This window comes from Peribacillus sp. 05N428 (assembly GCF_056397085.1).
This window is the reverse complement of the sequence record NZ_JBFTMS010000019.1, coordinates 1-25,624: the sequence shown is the minus strand read 5'-3', so window position 1 is coordinate 25,624 and position 25,624 is coordinate 1. Positions and strand designations below refer to the sequence as shown.

General features: G+C 40.6%; 29 protein-coding genes. 3 read left to right on the top strand and 26 right to left on the bottom strand.

The genetic code is table 11. The annotated features are described in order from the left end of the window. Positions 1–14 precede the first annotated feature (14 nt). From AC1DIV_RS17480 to AC1DIV_RS17420, 13 genes are all read right to left on the bottom strand, one after another. Positions 15–1,781, bottom strand: a complete 1,767-nt coding sequence (locus AC1DIV_RS17480) for an ATP-binding protein (RefSeq protein ID WP_340876692.1) — start codon at positions 1,779–1,781, stop codon at positions 15–17. Positions 1,782–1,795: 14 nt separating this feature from the next. After that, positions 1,796–2,038: a YozE family protein gene (locus tag AC1DIV_RS17475; RefSeq protein WP_034307512.1), complete on the bottom strand. Its 243-nt coding sequence runs from the start codon at positions 2,036–2,038 to the stop codon at positions 1,796–1,798. Between the two features lie 478 nt (positions 2,039–2,516). Beyond that, positions 2,517–2,792 carry a YokU family protein gene (locus AC1DIV_RS17470; protein ID WP_053535370.1) on the bottom strand — a complete coding sequence of 92 codons (276 nt, stop codon included), beginning with the start codon at positions 2,790–2,792 and terminating at the stop codon, positions 2,517–2,519. 14 nt (positions 2,793–2,806) lie between these two features. Beyond that, positions 2,807–4,198 carry a lysine 2,3-aminomutase gene (gene kamA / locus AC1DIV_RS17465; protein ID WP_477576983.1) on the bottom strand — a complete coding sequence of 464 codons (1,392 nt, stop codon included), beginning with the start codon at positions 4,196–4,198 and terminating at the stop codon, positions 2,807–2,809. Positions 4,199–4,316: 118 nt separating this feature from the next. Continuing rightward, positions 4,317–5,696 (bottom strand): sigma-54 interaction domain-containing protein, encoded by a 1,380-nt coding sequence (locus tag AC1DIV_RS17460; protein ID WP_340876695.1) that lies wholly within the window; start codon positions 5,694–5,696, stop codon positions 4,317–4,319. Positions 5,697–5,778: 82 nt separating this feature from the next. Then, on the bottom strand, positions 5,779–6,627 hold the full coding sequence (ablB, locus tag AC1DIV_RS17455; protein ID WP_340876696.1) for a putative beta-lysine N-acetyltransferase: 849 nt from the start codon (positions 6,625–6,627) through the stop codon (positions 5,779–5,781). 79 nt (positions 6,628–6,706) lie between these two features. Continuing rightward, entirely contained in the window at positions 6,707–7,978 is a 1,272-nt protein-coding gene (locus AC1DIV_RS17450; protein ID WP_340876697.1) for a peptidase, read from the bottom strand. A gap of 9 nt (positions 7,979–7,987) precedes the next feature. Continuing rightward, complete coding sequence (locus AC1DIV_RS17445) at positions 7,988–8,653, bottom strand: 3-oxoacid CoA-transferase subunit B (RefSeq protein WP_477576982.1); 666 nt, start codon at positions 8,651–8,653, stop codon at positions 7,988–7,990. Continuing rightward, positions 8,620–9,330, bottom strand: a complete 711-nt coding sequence (locus AC1DIV_RS17440) for a CoA transferase subunit A (protein WP_477577002.1) — start codon at positions 9,328–9,330, stop codon at positions 8,620–8,622. Before AC1DIV_RS17440 ends, AC1DIV_RS17445 begins: the two co-directional genes overlap by 34 nt. A gap of 2 nt (positions 9,331–9,332) precedes the next feature. Next, on the bottom strand, positions 9,333–10,697 hold the full coding sequence (locus AC1DIV_RS17435; protein ID WP_477576980.1) for an aspartate aminotransferase family protein: 1,365 nt from the start codon (positions 10,695–10,697) through the stop codon (positions 9,333–9,335). A 180-nt stretch (positions 10,698–10,877) separates the two neighbouring features. Then, a complete protein-coding gene (locus AC1DIV_RS17430; protein ID WP_034307530.1) occupies positions 10,878–11,207 on the bottom strand; it encodes a hypothetical protein in 330 nt (109 codons plus the stop codon). Between the two features lie 221 nt (positions 11,208–11,428). After that, positions 11,429–12,403 (bottom strand): S66 peptidase family protein, encoded by a 975-nt coding sequence (locus tag AC1DIV_RS17425; protein WP_323597550.1) that lies wholly within the window; start codon positions 12,401–12,403, stop codon positions 11,429–11,431. Between the two features lie 307 nt (positions 12,404–12,710). Further along, entirely contained in the window at positions 12,711–12,863 is a 153-nt protein-coding gene (locus tag AC1DIV_RS17420) for a YjcZ family sporulation protein (RefSeq protein WP_072273171.1), read from the bottom strand. A 294-nt stretch (positions 12,864–13,157) separates the two neighbouring features. Between AC1DIV_RS17420 and AC1DIV_RS17415 the strand changes: the two genes are divergently transcribed. Beyond that, positions 13,158–14,246, top strand: coding sequence for an SGNH/GDSL hydrolase family protein (locus tag AC1DIV_RS17415; RefSeq protein ID WP_477576978.1), 1,089 nt, complete (start codon positions 13,158–13,160; stop codon positions 14,244–14,246). 52 nt (positions 14,247–14,298) lie between these two features. Here the strand turns inward: AC1DIV_RS17415 and msrB are convergent, their stop codons facing one another. Together msrB and msrA are read right to left on the bottom strand one after the other, a co-directional pair. After that, positions 14,299–14,727: a peptide-methionine (R)-S-oxide reductase MsrB gene (msrB, locus tag AC1DIV_RS17410; protein WP_477576977.1), complete on the bottom strand. Its 429-nt coding sequence runs from the start codon at positions 14,725–14,727 to the stop codon at positions 14,299–14,301. Beyond that, positions 14,717–15,259, bottom strand: a complete 543-nt coding sequence (gene msrA / locus AC1DIV_RS17405; protein WP_053535379.1) for a peptide-methionine (S)-S-oxide reductase MsrA — start codon at positions 15,257–15,259, stop codon at positions 14,717–14,719. The genes msrB and msrA overlap by 11 nt, the downstream gene beginning before the upstream one ends. Positions 15,260–15,442: 183 nt before the next feature. On the opposite strand from msrA, the gene AC1DIV_RS17400 reads away from it, so the two are divergent. Then, the gene (locus AC1DIV_RS17400; protein ID WP_477576975.1) at positions 15,443–16,183 is read left to right on the top strand and encodes a DUF4397 domain-containing protein; all 741 of its coding nucleotides are present in this window, start codon (positions 15,443–15,445) and stop codon (positions 16,181–16,183) included. A gap of 54 nt (positions 16,184–16,237) precedes the next feature. Here the strand turns inward: AC1DIV_RS17400 and AC1DIV_RS17395 are convergent, their stop codons facing one another. The 11 genes from AC1DIV_RS17395 to AC1DIV_RS17345 form a co-directional block, all read right to left on the bottom strand. After that, positions 16,238–16,822 carry a YpmS family protein gene (locus tag AC1DIV_RS17395; RefSeq protein ID WP_063593886.1) on the bottom strand — a complete coding sequence of 195 codons (585 nt, stop codon included), beginning with the start codon at positions 16,820–16,822 and terminating at the stop codon, positions 16,238–16,240. Beyond that, positions 16,819–17,661, bottom strand: a complete 843-nt coding sequence (locus tag AC1DIV_RS17390; protein ID WP_318291319.1) for an SGNH/GDSL hydrolase family protein — start codon at positions 17,659–17,661, stop codon at positions 16,819–16,821. Before AC1DIV_RS17390 ends, AC1DIV_RS17395 begins: the two co-directional genes overlap by 4 nt. Before the next feature lie 279 nt (positions 17,662–17,940). Beyond that, a complete protein-coding gene (locus tag AC1DIV_RS17385) occupies positions 17,941–18,531 on the bottom strand; it encodes an SCO family protein (RefSeq protein WP_063593888.1) in 591 nt (196 codons plus the stop codon). 153 nt (positions 18,532–18,684) lie between these two features. Further along, on the bottom strand, positions 18,685–19,527 hold the full coding sequence (locus tag AC1DIV_RS17380; RefSeq protein WP_340876703.1) for a DegV family protein: 843 nt from the start codon (positions 19,525–19,527) through the stop codon (positions 18,685–18,687). A gap of 226 nt (positions 19,528–19,753) precedes the next feature. After that, the gene (locus AC1DIV_RS17375; protein WP_223255914.1) at positions 19,754–19,999 is read right to left on the bottom strand and encodes a DUF2535 family protein; all 246 of its coding nucleotides are present in this window, start codon (positions 19,997–19,999) and stop codon (positions 19,754–19,756) included. Positions 20,000–20,153: 154 nt separating this feature from the next. Beyond that, complete coding sequence (tatC, locus tag AC1DIV_RS17370; protein WP_034307555.1) at positions 20,154–20,900, bottom strand: twin-arginine translocase subunit TatC; 747 nt, start codon at positions 20,898–20,900, stop codon at positions 20,154–20,156. Between the two features lie 85 nt (positions 20,901–20,985). Next, positions 20,986–21,177 carry a twin-arginine translocase TatA/TatE family subunit gene (gene tatA, locus AC1DIV_RS17365; protein WP_034307557.1) on the bottom strand — a complete coding sequence of 64 codons (192 nt, stop codon included), beginning with the start codon at positions 21,175–21,177 and terminating at the stop codon, positions 20,986–20,988. A 194-nt stretch (positions 21,178–21,371) separates the two neighbouring features. Beyond that, entirely contained in the window at positions 21,372–22,640 is a 1,269-nt protein-coding gene (gene ilvA, locus AC1DIV_RS17360) for a threonine ammonia-lyase IlvA (protein ID WP_034307560.1), read from the bottom strand. Positions 22,641–22,789: 149 nt separating this feature from the next. Beyond that, positions 22,790–23,275: a dihydrofolate reductase gene (locus tag AC1DIV_RS17355; protein WP_477576973.1), complete on the bottom strand. Its 486-nt coding sequence runs from the start codon at positions 23,273–23,275 to the stop codon at positions 22,790–22,792. Next, positions 23,272–24,066, bottom strand: a complete 795-nt coding sequence (locus tag AC1DIV_RS17350; protein ID WP_048686772.1) for a thymidylate synthase — start codon at positions 24,064–24,066, stop codon at positions 23,272–23,274. The genes AC1DIV_RS17355 and AC1DIV_RS17350 overlap by 4 nt, the downstream gene beginning before the upstream one ends. Positions 24,067–24,123: 57 nt before the next feature. Further along, positions 24,124–24,837, bottom strand: coding sequence for an anthrax toxin lethal factor-related metalloendopeptidase (locus AC1DIV_RS17345; protein WP_477576972.1), 714 nt, complete (start codon positions 24,835–24,837; stop codon positions 24,124–24,126). A gap of 224 nt (positions 24,838–25,061) precedes the next feature. On the opposite strand from AC1DIV_RS17345, the gene AC1DIV_RS17340 reads away from it, so the two are divergent. Further along, positions 25,062–25,304 carry a hypothetical protein gene (locus AC1DIV_RS17340; protein ID WP_048686776.1) on the top strand — a complete coding sequence of 81 codons (243 nt, stop codon included), beginning with the start codon at positions 25,062–25,064 and terminating at the stop codon, positions 25,302–25,304. Positions 25,305–25,624 lie beyond the last annotated feature (320 nt).

Sequence of the window (25,624 nt, the reverse complement as noted above, 5' to 3'; positions counted from 1 at the left end):
CAAAAAAAACCGCCTCATTTAATGAGACGGTTCGTAGTGGGGATTGTGAGCGTCACTTTCGTTCCTTCGTCGCGGACGCTCTCAATTTGGAATTTCCCTTTTAATTCCTCCATTATCTGGATGCATGTCGCCACACCTAATCCGTTTCCATCCGGTTTGGTGGTATAAAAGGGCATACCGATATTTTTTAAATTCTCGGGACTGATGCCTTTTCCATCATCGCTGATCACTAATCTTATATATTGGGAGATGGAATCGTGATGCAGTTCAATCTGCCCCCTTGCTTCGATGGCTTCACATGCATTATTCAAGACATTCAAGAGAACCTGCCTTAACCGGTTCCTGTCTGAATAAACAATGACGGATTGTGTCATACCATTAATTATTCTTACATGAGAACTCGGAATTGAGGAAGTATAGGTATCTATAATTTCAGCAAGGAAATCCTTTAAATCGATTTTCTCCCATTCCAGTTGATGCGGTTTTGCCAAATCAAGAAGTTGTGTCACAAATACATTGACCCGATCCACTTCATGAAGCATGACATCGCTATATTTTTCTATCAATGATTGATCATGATCCTGGCTCTTCAATAGTTGAAAAAAACCCTTTATTGTCGTCAATGGGTTCCTGATTTCATGGGCGACACCGGCAGCTAGCTGGCCTACATATTTCAATTTTTCCGTACGGACGATTTCCTTCTCACGATCTTCTATCGTTTCCATCATTCTTAGAAAGGCAAGGTTCAATTTTTCCATTTCCTCGAAGCTTCTTTTATCGGAAATGATGAATTCCTTTCCTCCTATGAAATCCTCTGTCGCTTCGACAAGTTCTTGAACTGGCCGAACGAGGGTCTTTGTTAGTAAATAGACAGCCAGAATGATAGAAACAAATACAATGCTGTAGATGGTCAGGTACCGTGTCAATAGGTCATTCAAAGGCTGAAACACCTGCTTCTTATCAGCACCCACAACAACAAACCATTTATTCTCTGTTTGTGCTACCGTATGGACAGGCTGGATGGAATATATTTTTTCCCCATTCTCTTCACTGTATAATTCATCCGTTAACGATGCTCCCATAAGCTTATCTTTCGTTAATCCCATTTCTCTCAAGGCAGAATCCTGCATCATGCCATGTGGGTCTTTTTTCGAAATCATGATGCCTTCTTGGTTGATCATGTAAAAGTTGACTGGGTATTTATCGCTAATTTCATTAGCCTTTTTCTCCATCATCTCCCAAAGCCCTTCCAATCGGAAAGCTGTGGATACGACTCCGATCATTTCCCCTGAATTATCATATACCGGAGCACTCAGAGCTATAATCGGTTCCGAGAAAGCCCGGGTTTTATATACGTCTGAAAGGAATTCATGACCTTCTATTGCCTCTTTGAACCATATTCTCTTCGCGAGGTTATCCCCGATCATTTTATTGGATGTATCTGCAATGACATTTCCTTCCATATCCAAATGCAAAACTCCGTAATAATTTCCTTTTGCATCAATAAACTTTTTTAGTTCATCTGACTTCTCTTCTTTTGAGTGGCCAGGATTGATGATTGCAGAATTTGCACTCATTAACTTCACATCACTGATCCGTTCGTTCAAATAGCTGTATGTTTCATTTACAATATTCAGTGAACCTGCATTCAGGGCATTTTTTGCTTCCTTCTCCAGAAGGGAGCGTTGTGATCCATAGGATATGATTCCCAAAATCAGAAGAGGAACACTTGCAATAAGTAAAGAATAAAGCAAAATTCGGGTTTGAAGGCTTTTTAACATCCTTCCGATCCTCCCTATTCCTGATCTCCCAATATGAGCCCTTCTTCTATTTGGACATACTGTTCCCACGCTTGATCGAATACTGACATACTTTCGAGATAGTCTGCATTCAATTCTAAATAACTGCTCAGTTCATTATAATCAGTCGATTGTTTTGGGAAGCCATGATCCTCATAGGCATAATTGGCAAATTTAGTGATTGCATCAATTTCCTTTGGTTGTCGAAATTTCATTAAATATAAATAAAATGGTCTCATGATGTCGAGCCCCCCCCTAAAATAACTATGATTTCTGCTTTAATATATCGGAAACTTTCGCTTCCGTCCACTTTTTTAAAAAACAATTTGGTTTTTTCTTCCTCATTTTATGAAAACCGCGATTTTTCAACACAAAATGCATACGTTAAATTACGAAGCTATACTAACATATCGTACTCATTCCATATTGATTACATCCTTTTAAGATTTTTTTATATGATCCGAGGAAAGCGAAGTGCTTCAATATTATTTATCCTACTCTTCAACCAATAAACCCCATTCCCATAATAAAACACGTGGCGCATGTCCTGACATGCTGCTTGAAGGCTGGCGGAATTTCTTCATTAGCCAATTTAAACGCTGGCCATCATTTTCTGAAATGGAAAATCCCCTTCACCTAGGATAGAAATAGTGGTTTACACTGTTCTGTCTAAAATGAGGGGATTAATTCATTTATGGAAAAGTAATACACCTGCCGCTAAAAGTCAAAGTAATTACGTTTCAACAGCCTTTTCATGTTCATTAGCTCACTGTACTTCGTTTGTTTTTCAAGCTTTTTCGAATCAATTAAAAATAATTGATCTTCAATTTCCTTTACTATTTCATCACTTTGAAAAAAGGCATCGCAACTTTCACAATGAGATGAAGGGGTTTCCGTAATTTCAACCGCCCTCGTACCATCCGGCAGTTCCCAATACACAGTCCCCTTTACTGATGCAAGCTTCCCTTTCTCACACCATGGACACATCTCCATGCTATTCATCCCCCTTAGGAGTGCTCTTTTTTTTGCTGTGCCTGGAATTTCTTTTCTTTTAACAAATCTCGCTTTTCACGTTTGTTTTTCAATGAAGCATGCTCTGGGTTGGTCACGTAATTTTCCCGTCGGTTCATTCGCTTCAGCCCTTCAGGCACTAAATTGAATTGCTGGTCGTTCATTAAACCGGATACACCTATATCTGACTGTTTTTCTTCCATATCAGGATATACCCCTTTGAAATAATCATCTGCAAGTCCTGGTGTATATTGCTCAGGTTCAGGATATGTGGTTATCACACCTTCAAAATTGCGTAGCACCGTTTTTGTTGGAGATTGTGAAAGGATATAATTCGGCTGCAGGGTGATTTTCCCTCCCCCTCCTGGAGCATCGACGACGAAGGCAGGTACAGCATACCCGGATGTATGGCCCCGGAGCCCTTCGATGATTTCAATTCCTTTTGAAATGGGTGCCCTGAAATGACCGATCCCTTCCGAGAGGTCGCACTGATAGATGTAGTAAGGGCGGACACGGATCTTAACAAGATCATGCATCAGCTTTTTCATGATTGCGACACTGTCATTTATCCCTGCTAAAATAACTGCCTGGTTGCCTACAGGTACACCCGCATCGGCAAGCATCTCACATGCTTTCTTTGACTCTTCGGTAATTTCTATCGAGGTATTGAAATGAGTATTGAGCCAAACCGGGTGATATTTTTTTAAAATGGCACATAAATTTTCAGTGATTCTTTGAGGAAAAACAACCGGTGCCCGTGTACCTATCCTGATTATTTCAACATGAGGAATTTCCCTTAAGTTTTTGAGGATATATTCAAGGATCGTGTCATTGATCAATAATCCGTCCCCGCCGGAAATAAGGACATCCCGAACTGCCGGTGTGTCACGGATATAACCGATTGCAGCGTCCAATTGTTTTTTGGGCACGCCCATGCCAATTTGGCCTGAAAAACGTCTTCGCGTACAATAACGGCAGTACATGGAACATTGATTCGTCACCAAAAAAAGAACGCGATCCGGATATCTATGGGTCAATCCCGGTACAGGGGAGTCCTCATCCTCATGCAGGGGGTCTTCCATGTCATATTTGGTTTTATGCATTTCTTCCGAGATTGGGACCGATTGCATCCTGATTGGACACCTTGGGTCATCTTTATTCATTAACGAAGCATAGTATGGGGTGATATTCAATGGAATGGTTTTTGTGGAAATTCTCACACCTTCCTCTTCATCCGGAGTCAGGTTTATCACTTTTTTCAAATCATCAACTGTTCGGATCGTATTTGTAAGCTGCCACAGCCAGTTGTTCCATTGTTCTTCGGTTACATCTTTCCATAGCTCTATATCTTTCCAATTGCGATCTGGCTTATATAAGTCAAATAACATGGTTATACCTCCTGAGTTATGATAGTAGTATTAAATGCAAGAAGGGTGCCAAAATGACCCAAAAATTCGAATGCCCCCCAAAAAAACCGGACTGCAGGCTGCATCCGGATTTTTTCCATCAAATATGTTTTTTTATTTTATATTGCAAGGTCTGTCTTGGAATTTGCAATAGCTTCGATGCTTGGAAAACGTTACCGTTCGTTTGAAGAAGGGCCTCGGTAATCAATTTTGTTTCCATCTCAATCATGGCCTCACGAAGCGGAAGTATTTTTTCGGATGGGTTGCGCTTCTTTAAAAACTGGGGCAAATCTTCAAGATTCATAACATCATTTTCCGTATGGTTCATCATGAATTCTATCGTATGTTTAAGTTCCCTTACATTTCCAGGCCAGTGATATTTCCGAAAAAAACCCTTTGTCTTCTCATCCATGCCTTTTATGGACAGTCCTAATTTACTGTTAAATATTGATATGAAATGTTCAGAAAGAAGCTCTATATCATCAATCCGCTCCCTTAGCGGAGGCAGCTCGTAGCTCAATACGTTCAATCGGTAAAATAAATCCGGCCTTAGCCTGTTTTCCGATACGGCCTTTTTCGGATCAATATTCATCGCTGCCATGATCCTCACATTCACCTGTACACTTTTTGTGCCACCTATCCTCCTGATGAACCCATCTTCAAGCACGCGCAGAAGCTTTGCCTGCAAGTCAATCGGCATTGATTGCAATTCATCCAAAAACAAGGTACCGCCGTTGGCCAATTCAAACAATCCCTGTCGCTCCACAGCACCAGTGTAGCTTCCTTTTGCCGTACCGAATAGAAGCGATTCCAATAAACTTTCTGGTAGGGCCGCACAATTTTGCGCGATGAAAGGTTCTTTACTGCGGCTCGATTCCTGGTGGATGCTTTGAACAAAAAGCTCTTTTCCTACACCGCTTTCCCCATAAACCAATACCGATGAGGTGGAGCGGGCAGCCTTTTTACCTTGGGATATCAAACCTTTAAACCCCTTATCACTTGTCAGGATTTCAGTGAAAGAATACAATCCTCCGTTCCCAGTCGTTTTACTTTGAGGACTTTTGATTGTCTTGAGCGAGCTTTCCAGATCAGCTAACCTTTCCGATAATTGCTTCAAGCTTGAATAATCCTTTGCGATTTCTATTGCACCTATCATAAACCCATCTACATATATGGGTAGGGTAGTATTTAGCGTCTCAATGATACGCCCATGAGCATTAACATACGATTGACTATAGTTATAGATTGGTTTTTCAGATTTAATGACCCGGAGTAACGTAGATGATTTGTGATTCAAAGAAGGGAACGCTTCAAGCAACGGTTTCCCGAGCACTTCACTTCTTTTCATCCCATCAAGATTGGCGGCCACTCCGTTATAAAAGATGGTCTGTCCTTTTGGATCTATCACATGAATGCCTTCATCAATGGTTTCTAATATCGCTTCCAACACTTCACTTGTATTAAAAAATTCACTAGGCAAGCTATCCCTCCTCAATACCTTCTTGCTAGATGTATATGAGGAAATGCCAAAAACTTGTCATGAACCGCCTAAAAATGAGCATCTAACTAAAGTTTTTCACCCAAAGATTCATATCTTCCAGTTTATCAAAGATATAACAATTATTGGCCAAACGTCCGCGGTACGAGTATCCATGCTGATGCAATGCAGCATTCATGCCGAACGAGAGCGACCGGGCAATCGAATAGATACAATAAATGCCGTGTGAAATAAGATAGTCTTCAAGCGCGGAAATCAAGTGTTTCATCAAGCCGTACTGCCGATGTTCCGGCAATGTCGCACAATCAGTGATTTCTGCATTATGGTAAAAGGAATTAATTTCTGCGGAAGCAGCACTGACGATCCTCTCTTCATGGACATAAATATAAAAAACCGTTCCCATTTCCATGCACTTTTTCACATATAACGGATCATTCATCGGTGTGGGATACACTTCGAAAACCTTCCCATACAGTTGGGCCAGCTGAAGTGCATCTGCCACTTCAGCTTTACGTCCTTGATAGGCTGACGGCGGTTCATCCAGCCCGGATTTAATCGGCAGCCTCTGAACATCGGTAAGGATATGATCTTCCCTTTCCCATTCAGCACTGTTGCGCCTTTCATTCCTGTTATATTTAACAAGGAAGAAACAATCGCTTCCCAAAAAGAATTTATCGATGCTTCCTTCATATAGAAAGCCCTGAGCAAGCAATGCCATAACGTTTTCCTTGCGGGACTTGAAGATGATTTTTTCTGCTGATATGCTTTTAGCCACCTTCAAAGATTCCTCCACGCATTCTTGAAAGTGCCCTAGATAATCATCAACCCTGATTCGCTTATTAAAATGATCGATCGTAATATGTATGGTGCACATTGGCTTTTGAATTCTTTTTTCGATGATTCCAGCCTCCATTTGTCCCGCTCCTTTCACATCTTCGAAAATTGTTGCGAAAGGCCTGACCCTTCCTGGGATCAGACCTTGGGAAAAATGATTATTCCTGGTCCACCCCACACCATTCAATAATGGTCAATGCGATGATTTCCGCAACTTCCATCATTTTATCCACCTCTATATATTCGTTCGAATCATGGGCCATCTTCGTTTCTCCTGGTCCAAACACAACGACGGGGGTAGAACCAACCGATGAAAGATACCCTCCATCCGTCGCCCATGGGGAAGCTTCGACAAGCGGTTCTTCCCCGACCACTTTTTCATAGTATGTGCCAATTGTCTTCATGAGCTGGTGATTGATTTCGAGATTGCCAGGCAGCCATCTGGCCCCAAACCATTCTAATTCAATAGGTCTTTCTTTGAACCATCCATCACTCTCGTTTAAAGCATCTATTCGCTCCTTCAGCGATTTTTGTGCCTCTTCCATGGTTTCTGTAGGGGCGATGCCGAATCTTCCTTCCAGGACGGCTGTATCCGGCACGGAAGAAGGCCAATTCCCGCTTTGAATGCTACCAATATTGATTGGAATGGGGATAGGGACATTTTTATAGAGTGAATGACGGAGTGACTCATTCCGTTCTTGTTCAAGCATCTTGATTTCTTTCATTACAACAACCGCTTTATCAATTGCACTGACTCCTTCATACCTAGTGCCTCCATGTGCAGACTTGCCTTTTATTCTCAGTCGAAACCACATCGAACCTTGCTGTAATGGGAATAGTTTCATATTTGTAGGTTCCGGAATGATTGCACCATCAGCTTTATACCCGCGTATGACTGCCGCAAGTGTGCCGGCACCACCGCTTTCCTCTTCAATCACACTCTGAAATATCAAATCCCCCTTCAATTGGATTCCAGATTCGACGATCGCTTCAATGGCCAGCAATAAAGATACATTGCCGCCTTTCATATCCGTCGTTCCCCGCCCGAAAACTTTCCCGTCCATTAACTTGCCGCTATAGGGTTCATCGTGCCATGCTGCATGATCTCCTTCAGGAACTACATCAATATGTCCGTTTAAAATAAGGGATTTCCCCTTGCCTGTTCCTCTTTTAATGGCCACAAGGTTCGGATTTCCTTTAAAATCCCTGCGGTCGCAATAAAAATGGGGATGTTTTCTTAATTGTTCATCCCCGATTTCCCAAAGGTCTATTTCCAGACCAAGTTGTCTGCACTTTTCGACCACTATTGCTTGTGCACTTCCTTCTTGGCCCCTTTTGCTCGGTTCCTGAACCAGTTTTTGCAAAAGCTGAACCCCATTCATCCGATGTTCATTCAGCCATGTTCTTATTTTTTCCTCATACATATCCATTCTCCTCTCTCATTCTTTTAATTTTTGGATGTTTTCAGAGACGGTAAACGAGGCTTCGGTCCGATTCCTGATTTCCTCAATGCTGGACGCATCAAATACATCAGTTAATAGGAGGCTCTCCGAAGTAACGGAAAACACGCCTAATTCGGTGATGATCATATGTACGCATTTCTGGGCTGTTAACGGCAACGTACATGTTTTGACTAATTTAGACATGCCCGCTTTATCGTTATGTTCCATCAAGACAATGACCTTTTTTGCCTTTGCAGCCAGTTCCATTGCACCGCCCATGCCTGGCACCCGCTTTCCCGGAACAATCCAATTAGCGAGATCCCCCGCTTGACTTACTTGAAGGGCTCCAAGAATCGTGATATCCACCCTGCCGCGGCGTATCATTCCAAATGCAACAGTACTGTCGCAGTAAGAAGCCCCGGCTCTAATGGTGATCGGCAATCCCCCAGCATTGCAAAGATGCGCATCTTCCTTCCCCGTTTCAGGAGTACTGCCCATTCCCACAAGGCCATTTTCTGCATGAAACATAACTTTATGATCATCCCAAAGATGATTCGGTACAAGTGATGGAATGCCAATTCCCAAATTGACCAGCATCCCATCGCTTATTTCTGCTGCTGCCCGTTTCGCTATTCTGTTTCTTTCCCCTGTTCCCAAACCCATTTCCAATCGACTCCTTTTGATGGAATGATATAATCCACAAAGGCACCCGGTACAATGATGTTCTCTGGATCCAAAGTGCCCAGCGGAACGATTTGCCTGACTTCGACTATAGTGATCTGTCCGGCCGCAGCAACGATTGGATTCGTATTCCTGGCACTTTTATCGAATAGAAGATTTCCATAAGGATCTGCCATTTCTGCGTAAACAATGGCGATATCTGCAGTTAATGCCGTTTCCACCAGATAATTTTTCTTACCTAGCTTTACGGTTTGCTTGCCTTCCCGGACGATATCGGCTTCCATTCCAATATCGGTCAATATTCCGCCGAGTCCCATCCCTCCGGCCCGGATGCGTTCGACAAGTGTCCCTTGAGGACAGAACTCCACTTCAAGTTCACCATTGTTCATTAATAGGCCTGCATTGGGATTGGAACCGATATGGGAAACGATGACTTTTTTCGCTCGGCGCTGGGTGACCAGTTTTCCGATTCCGATATCTGGGAAACCTGTATCGTTCCCAATCAAGGTTAAATCCTTAATACCTGATTCCAAAATCATATTGATCAATCCCGGAGGCGTCCCTATGCCACCGAATCCCCCAAATAGGATGGACTGTTTATCTTTAAAGTGATGGCGGACATCTTCCAAACGACAAATCTTCTGGAATGTATTTTCCACCACTATGACTCACTTCCTTGTTGTGATGATCGTTTACCTATCGAATCATTAAATTGTCCAAAGGTTATATCGACCCTCATTAACAACTCAGCACACTCCTCTTCCGATATCGTTAGCGGCGGGGAGATGATGAGCGCTGCCCCGGTTACACCGTCAAGGCCTGCAGCTGCGGGATAAAGAAGGATTCCGTTCCTCATCCCCAATTCAATGATTTGATTGGTCACATCTGCATCCTTCGGAAATGGGGCCTTCGTTGCTTTATCCTGGACAAATTCAATGCCAATCAATAAACCTCTCCCGCGTATATCACCGATAAAGGAATACTTCCCTGCCAACTTTTTCAGGCCCCTAATCAGGTAATTCCCCCTGTCGGCTGATTTTTCGACAAGTTCATTCCTTTCGACATATTCTAAAACCGCCAAAGATACCGCGCACGATAACGGATTTGCACTTAAAGTATGACCTCCTATAATTGACTTCGAGCCTTTCATTATGGGTTCCATCACGTTTTTGGTCATTACTGCTGCCGCTATTGGGGTATACCCCCCACTCATACCTTTACCTAATGTCACGATATCAGGTTCCACATCCCAATATTCGGAAGCAAGCATCTTACCAGTACGTCCAAAACCGGTCATTACTTCATCCGCAATGAATAAAATATCATTCTCTTCGCAGATTTTCTTGAGTTTTTGAAAATAACCGTCAGGAGGAACAATGGCCCCTCCGGCTGCGCCGATAACAGGTTCTGCAATGAAAGCCGCTATATTTTCACTGCCAATGCGCCGGATTGATGCTTCCAATTCCGAAGCACAGGCCATTCCGCAAGTATGTTGGTCAAGTTGAAGTGGACATCGGTAACAATATGGAGGAGATACTGAAGGATATGATTCAAGCAAAGGAGTAAAGCGTTCCCGGCGAATCGGATGTCCAGACATTGAAAGAGCTCCCATCGTGATGCCATGGTAGCTCATCCATCTCGATATGATTTTCTGTTTCTTTGGCTTCCCTTTTTCCTGCCAATGCTGAATGGCAATTTTCAATGCCGTTTCAGTCGCCTCGGAGCCGCTGTTTACAAAAAAGCTGTATGTCAGTTCCCCTTTGGTCAATTCTGCAATTTTTCCGGCGAGTTTCTCTGCAGCATCGCTGGTAAATTGGGAACGATACACAAATGAAACCTGTTTAGCCTGTTTTACCATAGCCTCAATGATTTCCTGGACTCCATGGCCAATATTGGCTGTAACAGCACCGGAAGAAGCATCGAGGTAATCCTTTCCATTTTTATCGTATAAAAACACTCCCTGACCATGACTGATAGTCGGGTAGGCTCCTCCCAGGACCGGTTTGATCAATGAAGACTGCTCCATAAGCCCACACACTCCTTCTCTTTAAAAACAAATGCCATATAGTAAAGTGTATGTCCAGATGAAGGCAATCTTGCTAAGGAAATTGTCCTAAGCATGTATACGGATAATTTGTTGGTTTCATGGGTGATTGTCCAAAAATGGCGACAAAAAAAGTGTATCCGCGAGAGATACACTTTTTTCTTACAATACGCTATTTAGTTTTTCTTCACGAATGGATTCCAAAAAACTTTCATCCTTTAAAACAGCCAACACATTTTTATAAAAAGCCGTTTTATCGATATTTGAAGTATGTACATATTCATACTCTTTTAAAGACGGATGACGCAAAACATTTTTCATGCAGGAATGACAAACTTTTTTAGTTCCTAACTTATAGTAGTTCAAGTTACTTGCATCCCCGTTAGAAGTGTCTTCGTTACAAACGGAACATGTATGGCTCACACGGCCTTTTTTATTATACTCGGCCAAAGCCCCTTCTAAACGAATGGATGCTGGAATTGTTAATAACACATAATCACCTTTTCTATTTTAAATCTCTTAGTATTATATCAGAAAAATAAAGAATTTGAACTATTAGACTCATATTCCCTAATAATGCTTGTAAAATAGGACAATTTCCAGGGCTGACAAGAGGAAAGATTCCTAATATACACCATAATGCAAACCATATTCATACATACCCCCAACAGATTAAAACACCGTCCATTTTTTGAACGGCGTTTTCAAACTGTTCATGGATGGATCTGGATCGTCGCTTTTCCGTTCTTTACCTTCATTTCTGCTTTTGAACCAACCGGCACAGTTACAAAAGGATGAACATGACCAAAGTTGGCATTAGCGATCACGGGTATGCCATTTATCTCCTTTTTGGCGGCGATGATTTCCTGCAAAGCATATTCAGTCATTCCTGAATCCTTTTGGAAACGGCCGATGACGATTCCTTTAATCCCACTTGCACCTGGCTGATGGAGCAAGGATTGTAAATCCCGGTCAAAACTGAATGGATGGCTTTCTTCGTCATCTTCTATGAAAAGGATACTGTCCTTTAAAGATGGCATGTACTCTGTACCTTGTAATAGGTTGAGTGTACAAAGATTTCCCCCAATGATTGGCCCGGAAGCTTCACCTTCCTGAATGACCATGTATCCAGCATTCGGGTGAAAAGTTCGGTCATCCTGTTCCAAATGCCAAGAATCATCACTCCACGTTTCACTTGGTTCAAGATAAAAGCCTTCATTTTCAATTACAGCCTTTTTAAAATATTCCATCGTATATTCCAGACCAGCCTTCATCCCGAACGTCGAGAAATGAGGACCTGAATATGTAGTTAAGCCTGTTTTATTATAAATGGCCAATAAAATTGCGGTTATATCACTATACCCCATCAACACTTTTGGATTTTCCTTAATCAAATCATAGTCGATATACCGTAACAATTGGTTAGCGTTATACCCCCCGATACTTGTAAAAATCCCCTTAACATTCGGATCCCTGAACGCATCATGCAAATCTTCGATCCGGTCTTCGATCGAATTCGAGAAAAAGTCATCATGGAACAAAACCGTTTTACCATATGTCACTTTAAAACCAAGCTCAGTCAATCTTTCTTCTGCCAATCTGCGTTGTTCCCCTTTAACAATCGCCAAGCTTCTTGAAGGAGCAATTACGCGAATTTCATCCCCTGCTTGTAAACGGGAAGGTTTCATATCTTTATCCCCCTAAATTAATTACATTCTGTCGTTATTTTAGCAGAAATGGTTTACAAAGAAAACTAAGTCCCTTATCGTATGTCATTCACCGAGCTAGTTTATTTGAATTCTTACGTCATTCCCGATGCGCAGAAATCAGGATTTAAAAAAGGAATGGCTGTGTATCGCCTGTCCCATGATCACCTGGATTTACCCATGACGATTCAGTCAACAACCATGGAATCAGAAAGGTTCACCGTCAAACCACCAATTTCCTTACATAAAGAAAAGACCAGCTTTATCAACTGGTCTTTGGGTTATTGAATTAGCAGCAGAATGAAGCACCGATGATAATCAATAGAATGAACAAGACAACGATTAAAGCGAAGCCTGATCCAAATCCGCAGCTACCGCCGCCGTATCCACCGCCACCATATCCGTACCCTGGTCCTGCAACATTTCCACCATATCCGTACATTAAGTTTCACTCCTTTTAGAATTCTGTTTTCTCTTTACACCTTACCATATGTCGATACGCCCGCCTTGGTCTGTGCATTTGCCTATTTTTCTGGATTTAAGAAAAAACTTCAATCAACACCATCTTAAACGTTATTCATTCAATGGCTGAAATCCCACGAGTAACCATGAAAATTGTCACAAATTTATTGTGTTACTTTAAAATTGGGATATAATAAGGAAAAAACAATTCTTAGCCTCTTTAAGCTATCTCATACCTACATGGATACATAAAAGGCAATACGGGGGAACATAATTGAAAACGAACGCAAAATCCTTCATCCCTTTCGCTGCAATCGCCACGATCCTTCTAATCAGCTATATCCTTCAAAAAGTTCCTAAAACATATGGATCAGATGATTCGATAAATGTTTATCAAAAATTCCAATCAGGCCAGCCCATTCAGTATCTCGTCATTGGTGACAGTATCGGAAGAGGATCGGGAGCTGAAAAACCTAATCTAACATGGTTCAAACAGCTAGAAAATAAGATGAATGATGCCAATGATATTCCTTTACATGGTGACTACGTGGTCCAAAGCGGATCAACAGCTTTTGAGGGTCTATTCAAGCTTTCCCAAAGAAGGAAGCATGATCATAAAGATCTGATTTTCTTCGTTTTTGGTGAAAATGACCGTAAATATATGAATGTCGATGATTTTACCATGACATATGAAGCGTTAATGAGAAAGGCAAAACGGCTCCACCCTAATGCTGAGTTATTCACAATAACAGAGAGTTCCTTGAAATATGAGGATTTTGCGTCAGCCATCGGACTTTTATCCAAACATTATGGTGCTACAAATGTGGATATGCGACCAATATTCAAAAATTCAGGATATACGGAAAAACAGCTGACCAAAGATTTGGTACATCCAAATGGGCTGGGGTATAAATTATATGCCGATGCCATTTATGAACGGTTCCTGGATAACATCAAACAAGAGAAGGCTGTAGCTGGTCTTCCAACTAAGCTGCATGCCCGTTCCGGTTTTGAATTATCGGAAAATGACCACTATGAAAAAATGAGCGGTTTCCGGCCAATGGGCGGCTATTTCACTAGTAGTGAAAAGGGCAGTGTGATTCAATATACCTTCAAAGGGAGTATGCTTGGTGTGAAACTACTTAGAAGTCCTGATGGCGGGGAAGTGAATGTTTGGATCGACGGAAATGAAATCACGACTTTGAATACATGGTGGCCATTTGCCCGTGAAAGATATTTATTTGTCACTAATGGGCTTCGCCCCGGTTCACATACTGTCCGTTTTGAGGTGACTGGCAGGACTAAAGCAATGGACCTGACCGACATTCCATATGTCCGGATTGCGTCAATCATCACAGATTGAATATTACTCAATAAAAAAACCCCCTATCATAATCTGATAGGGGGTTTTCCAATCAATCAAAAAGCTTTTTATACTCCCCGTAACCCTCTTTTTCAAGATCTTGGAGCGGGATGAACCTTAATGATGCAGAATTGATGCAATAGCGTAATCCTGACGGTCCCGGTCCGTCATTGAAAACATGTCCCAGATGAGAATCGGCATTTTTTGAGCGGACCTCAATCCTTCTCATACCATAACTCGTATCGAGGTTTTCCACCACTTCCTCTTCTTTAAGCGGTTTAGTGAAGCTTGGCCAACCGCAGCCTGAATCGAACTTTTCCTTTGAAGTGAAAAGAGGATTACCTGAAATGATATCCACATATAATCCTTCCTCCTTCAAATTCCAATATTCATTATTAAAGGCTGGTTCCGTTCCATTATTTTGCGTGACTTCATATTGAATCGGAGTGAGTTTCTTTTTTAATTCTTCTTTACTTTTCATTTTTTTCCCCCCAGTGATGTTGTATAAATGCTTTGCGTCCTGAGCCAATCGAATATCTTTCATAATGTTCAGGTTGCTTTTTATAGTAATGCTGGTGGTACGTCTCGGCTGGATAAAACGTTTTGGCCGGTATAATCGGGGTTACGATCGGTCCGGAAAATTTCCCGCTCGCCTGCAGCTTAGCTTTGGATGCTTCTGCAATTTCACGTTGGTTTTCGTCATGATAAAAAATGGCCGTTTGATAAGAACTTCCCCGGTCATAAAATTGCCCGCCAGGATCTGTCGGATCAATTTGCTGCCAAAATAACTCAATTATCTTCTCATATGGATATACGTTTGGATCAAAGGTGATCTGAACAGCTTCATAATGTCCCGTGGTTTCAGAACAAACCTCTTTGTATGTGGGATTTTCCGTAGTCCCGCCTGTATAGCCGGAGATCACGGATTCGATGCCAGGCTGTTCATCGAACGGTTTCACCATGCACCAGAAACATCCACCTGCGAATGTTGCTTTCTCTAATTGCTTTGTCAAATGAAAATCCTCCTTTTTTACAAACCATCCATTGAATGCATTTTAACGTTTTTATATACCCCTGTAAAATAATATGCCGAGAGCATTTCACGAAAATGTTACCTTTCTTTTTAGAAAGGAGACACACGCCCAAGCATGATTACATATGTTAAAAACATGATGGAAAAATGAGAGGTGTTGGAAATGAGCGATAAACAATCATATCCACAAAAATCAAAAACATATGATTTACTATCGTCTTATAAAAACAGCGATCCGCAATTGCATGATTATTATTACCATAAACATTTGAAAAGTCTCGAAAATTCAACATACAGAAATGGACAAATAACAGTCCTACTGCCTGCACAAGTCCGCTTCTTACATGCTGTCCCAACAGCTCACCCATTTGATGTTCATGTAAATGAAATGCGTATCCTCAAAAATTTCTCATATAAAGAGAGCAATGGTTATTTATCACTGCCCCCTGGCAAGTACAAATTGGATATATACCGCAGCGGGCAAAACACCTCACCTCTATTAAGCTGTAAAGTGGCTCTCGAAATCGGAGCTTCCTATACCATTGCTCTAACACCTACCGTGGCTAACGAATCGTTGAAAATGTTACCTTTCGAGGATAACCCATCTGTTCCTCCAAATGAAGCAAAGGTCCGATTCATCCAGCTTTCACATGATTTACTCTCGGTGGACATTGCGGTCAAAGGCGGAGATGTCGTCTTTGATCAAATCCATTTCAGGAAAGCAAGCGAATATCTCACTATTCATCCCATGATAGTTGACTTCGAAGTGAGGAAAGCTGGAACAAAAGAAATCGCACTCCCTTTGCCAAACAAGGCATTTCAAGAAAATACTTCCTCAACCATTTATATAATCGGATCGAATCGGGAATCATCCTCACTAGAAACCCTAACGCTCTCCCCATAAATGGATAAAAAACCAGGATGCATCGATCCTGGTTTTTTATCCATTTATTCACGATCACTGTAATGATGATGGGATGGTCAATAAAAATGAAATATCATCATTTTTCAGATCGAATTCATTCGCCTTCACCCTTATATCGCTTTTCAGTTCCATATCCTGTAATGACACATAAATACTTTCGTCATTGGGACTTATGCTAACCCATTCAGGCATATTATATCGCTCATTAATTAAATTCATTACATATGAAACAGGAAGGTTCATTTTACCGACTGCAATTGATTTTTGCTTAAGAATCAAATCCCCATTCTTTTGGGCAATTGGTTCAAAAGTCAATTTCATTTCCACTTCACGGTTGAAAAATGGCATTGTTCCGTATAGCTCCACCTCATCCGTTAAATACACTTCATAGTGAATGGATCCCGTCAAGCCCTCTTTATCCAGATACTGATTGATTAACCTTGTCAAATCTTCCCGATTCGTGTGAATTTGAAATTGGATATCTTCTTCGTGGCTTACTTTGGGTATCAGCTCTTTATCTTTAGTCGGCAGATTAACTAAAATCGTTACAAACAGGATGACCAGGATGTTTAAGGCTAATAGGGAAATAAACAAAGTCTTCCATTTGACATTTGTCATTCTTGGTCATCATCTCCTTTGGCACTCGCTTCCAATGTGTCCTTTCCGATAGTAGTAATATCCATATCATTATAGATTCTTGTCGCGATTAATTCATATCCGCGGTCATTTGGGTGAAAATAATCCTCGGCATAAAGCAAATCTTCTTCGGAATTCTCGAAAATGTCTGCTATTTCAATAAAATAGGCTGAATCATATTCTTCAATGATCTCTTTTCCACTTTCATTCCAATCATTCATGATCATATCAAGTTCATAAAAATCTCCGAACCATTTGGAAAATGGATTATAGACGCCTACAAGATATATTTGCGCAGAATCATTTTCAGAACGAACCTTATCAAGTATCTGCCTTAATCTTTTTTCATACCCTATTTTTGCCGAATCAAACTGATTCAGTTCCAGGTTGGAGAAATTCTGTTTAAAGACCTTCATGATATCATTTCCACCGATTGTGACGACAATCGAGTCAGCTTGCTTTATGTCTTCTTTAATCCTAGTCTTATCCAGTCTTTTCAATAGTTGGTCGGTCCTATTTCCACGTATGCCATGATTAATCATCTCAACGGAAGTAATCGATGGTTCTTTTTCCAGCTTATTTTGTAAATAAGGCAGATACCCGCCATTATCTTTACTATCACCGACACCTTGAGTCAAGGAGTCGCCAATTGACACGATTTTCACAGGGTCCGGAAAAAAGCTGGCAGGAATGGTTTCCTTTTTACTCAGCTCAACTATGCTTTTCTGCTGAACAGATGGCTGATTTGAGGCTGTTTCATTTTGACTGCAGCCTGAAATCCAAACTAGGCATATGAAAAGACAGGTGATTTTGTTCCTCATGACCCTCACCTTCCTACCCATATATTATATCATGCAGAAAACGAAAGATTGCAAACAATATACCTTCATTGTACTTCCAAAAATGAGCATTCCTTACTATACAATATGAAAAATGCTGTGAATTAAAGCTAGTCCTATAAAAATTAGCATGTTACTTAGCATGTAAAATCATTCTTCACTACCGCTGTTTCTTCAAAAAACGTATTGCTCATTTTCACCATCGATAAAGCTCGATAATAAAGATGGATGAAAACAGAAAGAACAGGTCATTTAACCTGTTCAATAATTCTGTAATATTTTTATATGCTTAATGATTTCATCAATCGGAATATCCTGCAGACCTGTATAATCCATGATGATCTTTCCTTCTTGATCAATCAGAAAAAAACTGGTCCCATGAATCACCTGATCTTCTGCTTCTGGTTTTTTGACGATCGTTTTAAAGTTATCCAATGCGAACTGCTCGATTTCTTCCTGTCCATAACCGGTCAGAAAGTGCCAGTTGCCGTAATCCACATTAAATTGGTCACCAAACTTTTTTAAAACATCAGGTTTGTCAATTTCCGGATCCACGGAAAATGAAACGAACTCTACATCCTTAATCCCTTCATCCTTCAATTGCTGCTGCAGCTTCGTCATATTCGAAGTCATGGGGAGACAGACCGTCTCACAGCTCGTGAATATAAAATCCGCTACCCAAACCTTTCCTTTAAGATCGCTTTTTGAGAAAGGCTTCCCCTCCTGATCGATATAACTGAAATCTTCAAGGTCCCAATTTTTGGCATCAGGTACACCATTGGAACCGCATGCTGTCAATAGCAATAAAATTGATGCTCCCATAGCTGCCATAAGCAATTGCAGCTTTCTCATCCCTACCCCGTCCTTTATGTATAAAATATTCTGTTACTTCATTTATTCTAACAGACCATCCGGAATGAGGACAGCAACTATTTCTACGAATTAAAGACAATTGTAAAAGTGACAAAACCGCCGCCAAACGCTGTTTCATATGCTATATCATTATCAGTCCCAATAATACATGATCGCCATGGCGCCTTCACCTGTATGGGTACTGACAACGGCAGTCGTTGCTTCTATCTTTATGTCTTGATATCCTGTTAAGTCTGCAATGGCCTGGCGGACCTTATCCGCTATTTCAAGGCCATTCGCATGTACAAAACCGATGCCTCTAATCTTTTTCCCTTGAGTATCTTCTTTGAATTTCTTGATGATGAACTTCACGACCTGTGACTGGCTCCTGGCTTTGGATACAGGGTTCAGTACACCATCATCAAGAAGTGCAATCGGCTTTATGTGCAGCAATGAACCGATAAATGCAGAAACTTTGCCAATCCTTCCACCCTTAACGAGGTTATCAAGTGTTTCTATGACAATGATTAAACTTGACTGCCTTTTAATATGTTCCAATCGTTCAATTATCTCAGCTACGGATTTCCCTTCCTTCGCCATCTTCGCTGCCTCGATCACCTGAAATGACATCGCTTTTGAAATGAATTTCGAGTCAAGAACGGTAACCTTCGTTTCAGACATGCTAGCTGCGCTTTCCGCTGAGCGAACTGTACCGCTCATGCCACCTGTCATATGTATGGAAATAATCTCGCTGCCGTCTTTTCCGAGTTCATCATATACCTCCACAAAGGTACCTATAGCCGGTTGTGAGCTTTTTGGCAGTTCTTTTGACTGGTTCATCCTTTTCAGGAATTCTTCTTGTTCGATTTCAACCTTATCCAAAAAAGTCTCCCCATCTATAAAGATCGATAAAGGGACCATTGTAACATCATAAAAATCCAGTTCTTCTGGTGTCATATCTACTGTCGAGTCTGTTACTATCTTTACTTTATTCATCATTACACATCCCTAAATTAACATATCTATTGTATTATACCTATTCAAGGTAAGCATTCAAACCAAAGGTTTCTTTTTTCGACTGAAGTGATACTTATCTTTTGAATTGATTACACAAAAAAAGACCGTTCCATGAGCCAACCAAAACACATGCCGATACATTCGATATTGCCTGGCATTCGTGTCATCTCTTTTAACGGAGAAGTTAGCTATGGAACAATCCGCATTAAGCATTATTGAGTAAACTTCCAAAAAAAAGCTTGTTATAAACGGGCCATTTGAGTACGGATGCTAAATAATGCTTAAATGAGTAATTTTCTTTATGATCTTTATTGGCAAAAACCTTCTTAACAAATACTTCCAAACGCACGGTCAACATAAAAAAATTCGGATCACTAGGCAGTAAGACAGGTATTTCTGAAATGGTGACCTTATGTCCAAAACAATCTTTGAATTCCAAGCATTTGAACATCAAAATATCAATCCTCATTTTTAACCGATTGCTTACATTATACACAATAAATCCAAAAGTATAAATATTCAAATGTGTAAAAAAACAGAGAAATCAGATTAATAATCATAAAAAAAAAGACCCATAAGGGCAAAATGCCATTATGGGCTTCTTCTTATAAACCTTCCTCGTAGGTGTCTTCCCGCAAGCTTTCACGTCTCACCCTTCGTTTATAGACGACTTTAGATAAAGATATACTGATTTCGTATAATAACAGCAATGGAACCATCACCATAAAGTCCGACATAAAGTCAGGCGGCGTAATCGATATCGCTATGACAACCAGTACAAAGTATGCATACTTCCTTAATTTTTGAAGCACATAAGGATTTATTATGCCAAGGGAGGTCAAAAACATGGTAACGACAGGAAGCTCGAATAAAACAGCAAAAGGTATCGTCATATTAAATACGAATGAAAAGTACTTATCAGCTGTAAAACTGGTTATGAACATCCCATCACCCAGTTCAATCAAAAATTGAAGAATGGTCGGGAAGATGACAAAATAACCGAAAGCAAGCCCTCCGATAAAAAGCAGGAAAAGTGCTGGAATATAGGCAAGGGTCGCCCTCACTTCATTTGGCATCAAAGCGGGTTTAACGAATAACCAGATTTGCAGGGCAATTACCGGTATCGTTGCCGCAATGGCTACGACACCTGCAAGCATGAAGTAAATCCAGATAATATCACTTGGTCCCAATACCATCAGGTCAAAATCGAGATCTTTCACGAACCAATTATAAATCTCCTCAACATAAATAAAGCTGGCGATAAAAAAGATGACAAAAGCAACAGCTGTAATGATGAGCCGTTTTCTCAATTCATCGAGATGATCGATGATATTTAATTCCTTATCTTCCAAAGTTGATCACGCCTTCATCTGAAAATCCGTATCTTTGTTACAGCGTAAAGGCGCAAGACGATTCCATCTTACGCCCAGCATTCAATCATTCATGATTTTTTTGTTGTAGCTTCTTATCTTCTTCATAATCACCTTTTGTTAAATCACTTGTGGATTTTTTAAACTCACGAAGCGTTTGTCCAAATGCACGGCCAATTTCTGGAAGTTTCTTCGGACCAAAGATAATTAATGCCAAAATTAAGATGAGAATTAGACCAGGTACTCCAATGTTCGACATGGATACATCCCCTTTGGTGTTGTAATTAGACCTACTCCGATTATAATACCATTTCCAACCAATTGAAAGGGAACTGGCAATTCGTCATAGAATGGTAACAATTATCGACAGTATGCCCATATACGACTGGGCCGGCAAAATAAAATGTAAAAACATAGGTATTATTCTATCCTAATTTAACATTTTGTCCATGTTTAAATCAACAAGTGAAATAAATTACTGTCTTTATTGACCTCTACGAAAGAGAATCCTTTCTTGTTCATCCTTTGAATGAGCCCTTCATAATCATTTTTATCTTTTAGCTCAATACCAACCAGGGCCGGCCCGCTTTCTTTATTATTTTTCTTCGTATATTCAAAACGGCTTATATCATCATTCGGTCCCAACACCTCATCAAGGAATTCCCTTAAAGCGCCAGCACGTTGTGGAAAATTCACGATAAAATAATAAAGCAGCCCTTCATATAATAAGGATTTCTCTTTAATTTCCTGCATGCGCCCAATGTCGTTATTCCCTCCGCTGACCATGCAAACAACCGTTTTCCCTTTGATTTGTTCTTTATATGAATCCAACGCGGCTACAGATATAGCCCCTGCAGGTTCAGCGACAATCGCATGCTGATTATACAAATCGAGAATCGTCGTACAGATTTGGCCTGAAGGTACGACAACGATATCTTCCAGGTTTTCCTTACAAAGCTGATATGTCAACTGTCCCACACACTTGACAGCTGCTCCGTCAACGAATGTATCTATTTTTTCAAGTTCAGAAACTTTTCCTTCCTTGAAGGAGTATTCCATCGAAGCAGCACCTTGCGGCTCAACTCCAATGCATTTCGTATTTGGGGAAACCGATTTGAAATAACTCGATACTCCGGCCATTAAACCGCCGCCGCCCATAGCGGCAAATACATAATCAATTCCATCTTCACAATCGTTCAGGATTTCTACAGCCGTTGTACCCTGCCCGGCGATTACCTTTTCATCGTCAAATGGATGGATAAAGGAACGCTCTTCTTTTTCACAGCATTCCATCGCCATGGCAAATGCATCGTCGAATGTATCCCCGATTAGGATGATCTCCACATTATCCCTGCCGAATAGCTGAACTTGATCGACTTTTTGCCTTGGAGTTGTAGCAGGCATATAAATTTTCCCGTGAATGCCCAATTGGCTGCAGGAAAAAGCAACACCCTGTGCATGGTTTCCTGCACTGGCACAAACGACTCCGTTCTTCGTCTCTTCCTCGGTCAGGCTTTTCATTTTATAGTAAGCCCCTCTTAATTTAAAGGAACGTACGTGTTGTAAGTCCTCGCGTTTTAAATAAACATTACAATCATATTTTTCAGAGAGCCTCTGATTTTTTTGTAAAGGAGTATGTAAAACGATTTCTTTCAGTTCTCTATAGGCAATTAGAATATCTTCCAATTGAATCCCCCTATTCTTAGATGCAGTCTGATTCATAACAATCCCTCATTTCCTTTCTGATGAATTCAATCATTATAGCACTTTACTGTTATTAATGTAATTGATTTTTCTAAAAATTCTTTCTTTTGTTTGTTCCATACCAAAAAAATCCGATTATGGTCATTTCCCATAATCGGATTAGCACTTTATTTTTTTTGTAGAATAATAAAATCATGTGCAAATCGATTTTTTTCATCAATGTTACCTGGTTTTGAGGAGATTTCATCCCATTCATTTTCATCAATCTCGGGAAAGAAAGTATCCCCTTCGAAAGTTTCATGAATTTCCGTAATATACAGGCGGTCGGTAAAAGGTAGGATTTCCTTGAAGATTTCGGCTCCGCCAATTACGAATACTTCCTCTTCATGGTTATCTGCGAACATTTTGATTTGTGCAATATCATGTAATACTACGCAGCCTTCCGCTTTAAATTCCTGATTGCGGGTGACGATGACATTTTCGCGGCCAGGCAGGACCCTGCCGATCGATTCAAATGTTTTTCGCCCCATGACGATTGGATGGCCCATCGTCACTTTTTTAAAGTACTGCAGATCTGCTGGTAAATGCCATGGCAGTTTATTGTTTTTACCTATCACACGATTTTGATCCATAGCCACTATCAACGATATCATATGCTAACCTCACCTTTTATATGGGGATGGGCTTCGTAATTTTCCAAAACGAAGTCCTCGAAGCTAAAATCAAAGATATTTTTCACATCTGGATTGATTTTCATGATTGGCAATGGTTTCGGGTCACGAGTCAACTGCAGTTCCACTTGTTCAAGGTGGTTAGAGTAGATGTGGACATCCCCGAAAGTATGTACAAATTCGCCAACTTCCAAATCACACACCTGGGCGATCATCATCGTTAAAAGCGCATACGAAGCTATATTAAAAGGAACACCTAAGAAGACGTCCGCTGAACGTTGGTATAGCTGACATGAAAGCTTGCCATCAGCAACATAGAATTGAAAGAAAGCATGGCAAGGCGGCAAGGCCATTTCATCCAGTTCCCCAACATTCCAAGCACTGACTATCAATCTTCTTGAATTTGGGTTGGTCTTGATTTGTTCGATCAATTCACTGATTTGATCGATTTGCCTTCCATCAGCCGTTCCCCAGGAACGCCATTGATGACCATAAATCGGGCCTAATTCCCCCTTTTCATCCGCCCATTCATTCCAGATGCGCACACTGTTTTCCTGAAGGTACCCAACGTTTGTATCACCCTTCAAAAACCATAATAGTTCATGGATAATCGCTTTTAAACTAACCTTTTTCGTTGTAAGTACAGGGAATCCATCTTTTAAATTGAATCTCATTTGATATCCAAAGGTACTGATCGTTCCTGTTCCCGTACGATCACCTTTTTGCGTTCCATTTTCGAGTACATGCTTACATAAATCTAAATATTGCTTCATGATAAACCACCTTTTCTACTTTCATTCTCCTTATTTTAACGTATTATTGCCTAATGTTTAATCTAATTGTTTAATAAAATTATAAGTCTCGGGTGCTTTTTGTCTAAGCAATTGATTTTGTTCATTGTTCACATAAAACATGGCAAACGTTTCTGCAAAGTATTCCTCAGGGTAGTTGGAAAAATACGTAATCCCAGGAAACAGCCCATCCACTTCCTTACCCCAAATCTTCAAATAATCCATGTCTTCACGGATTCCATTAAACACTATATTATCAATGGAGTGCCCCAGCTCATGCAGTTCCAAATTAACCGAGCCATGCCCGTTGCCTTTGTCACTCGCCCCGATTTTAACCAATACCGTATGTGATCCGCCCATACCAGGCACATCATCCCAAGTTGTTTCTTTATTCAAATAACCACGCGGAGTTTTCCCCTTTAATTTGGCCGCGGATTGATTTTCTGTTATATCGCCATCGAATAGTTTGATCCTCACACCACTTTCCGCTGTTTTCACCAAAAGTGAATGAGGCAGTTTATTAATGGTTCCAGCAATTTTCAGTGCTTCCCCTTCATCGTACTCCTCTTCTGGAAATAAAAATATTCTTTGCAATTCTTTATTTCCCTTAAAAAGTTCAGCCTGTCTTAAAAGATTATTTTTGGGTAAATTCCGCCATTTTACCCCATCATCTTTCGCTAATGAATAGGAGAGCATTGAGAGTAAAAAGACAAACAATGCAAATATGGATAACCACCATTTCTTCCTCTTCACACTCTTCTCCCCTTTCTTCATTCTTCATGTATCGTTAAGAAAATATATGTTATTTAAAATCTCTAAATCTTTCATACTATTATATTAGTATAACATATTGCCTGGATGTAAAAGTTCTATGTTTTTTTGGTAATTTTGGTTGCGTATTCATCCTGAGAAGAACCATTGATCCGCGGTTTTCATATATCAACAATATATAATCGTAAAAGGTTTAAGGTGATCGCATGGAAACCAATAATAAAAAAGCCATCTTGAATGAGCAACATGAACTTGCTGAAGAAGTCCTTGATATTTACAGTTTAAAAGTGTTTATCATTCTCGACCTTTTTCTGTTCTCCATTTTCTTTGGCATACTGCTGCATCCGCTACTGTCTTCTCTATGGCTTAACTTTTTATTGCCTTTGCTTTTTTTCACTACATTTACCGCCCTTCTTCAAATACTTGATATTTTCCATAAAAAAAGCTGACATCATTTTTGATGTCAGCTTTAGACTGCAGATGAATTCGAAGAAATAGCCTTTCACCTTCAATTTTTTCTTTGTATTATCATTTCATTTGATTTCAGAAATCCGCTCCCTTTCCGCCGACTGCCTGCCAAGCCTCCTCGACGCAAGCGCCTGTGGGGTCTCGGCTAGTCAGTTATTCGGCAGGAGTGTCGCAAATTTCTTCCATCCTTTAAGGAATACTGTAAAAAACTATGAAGATTAATCTAGTTTACTTTTAAAATTTTGGTTCGGGGCGAGAGCAATTTGGAACTCCTTTTGCCGGAAAATTGATGGAACCGCGC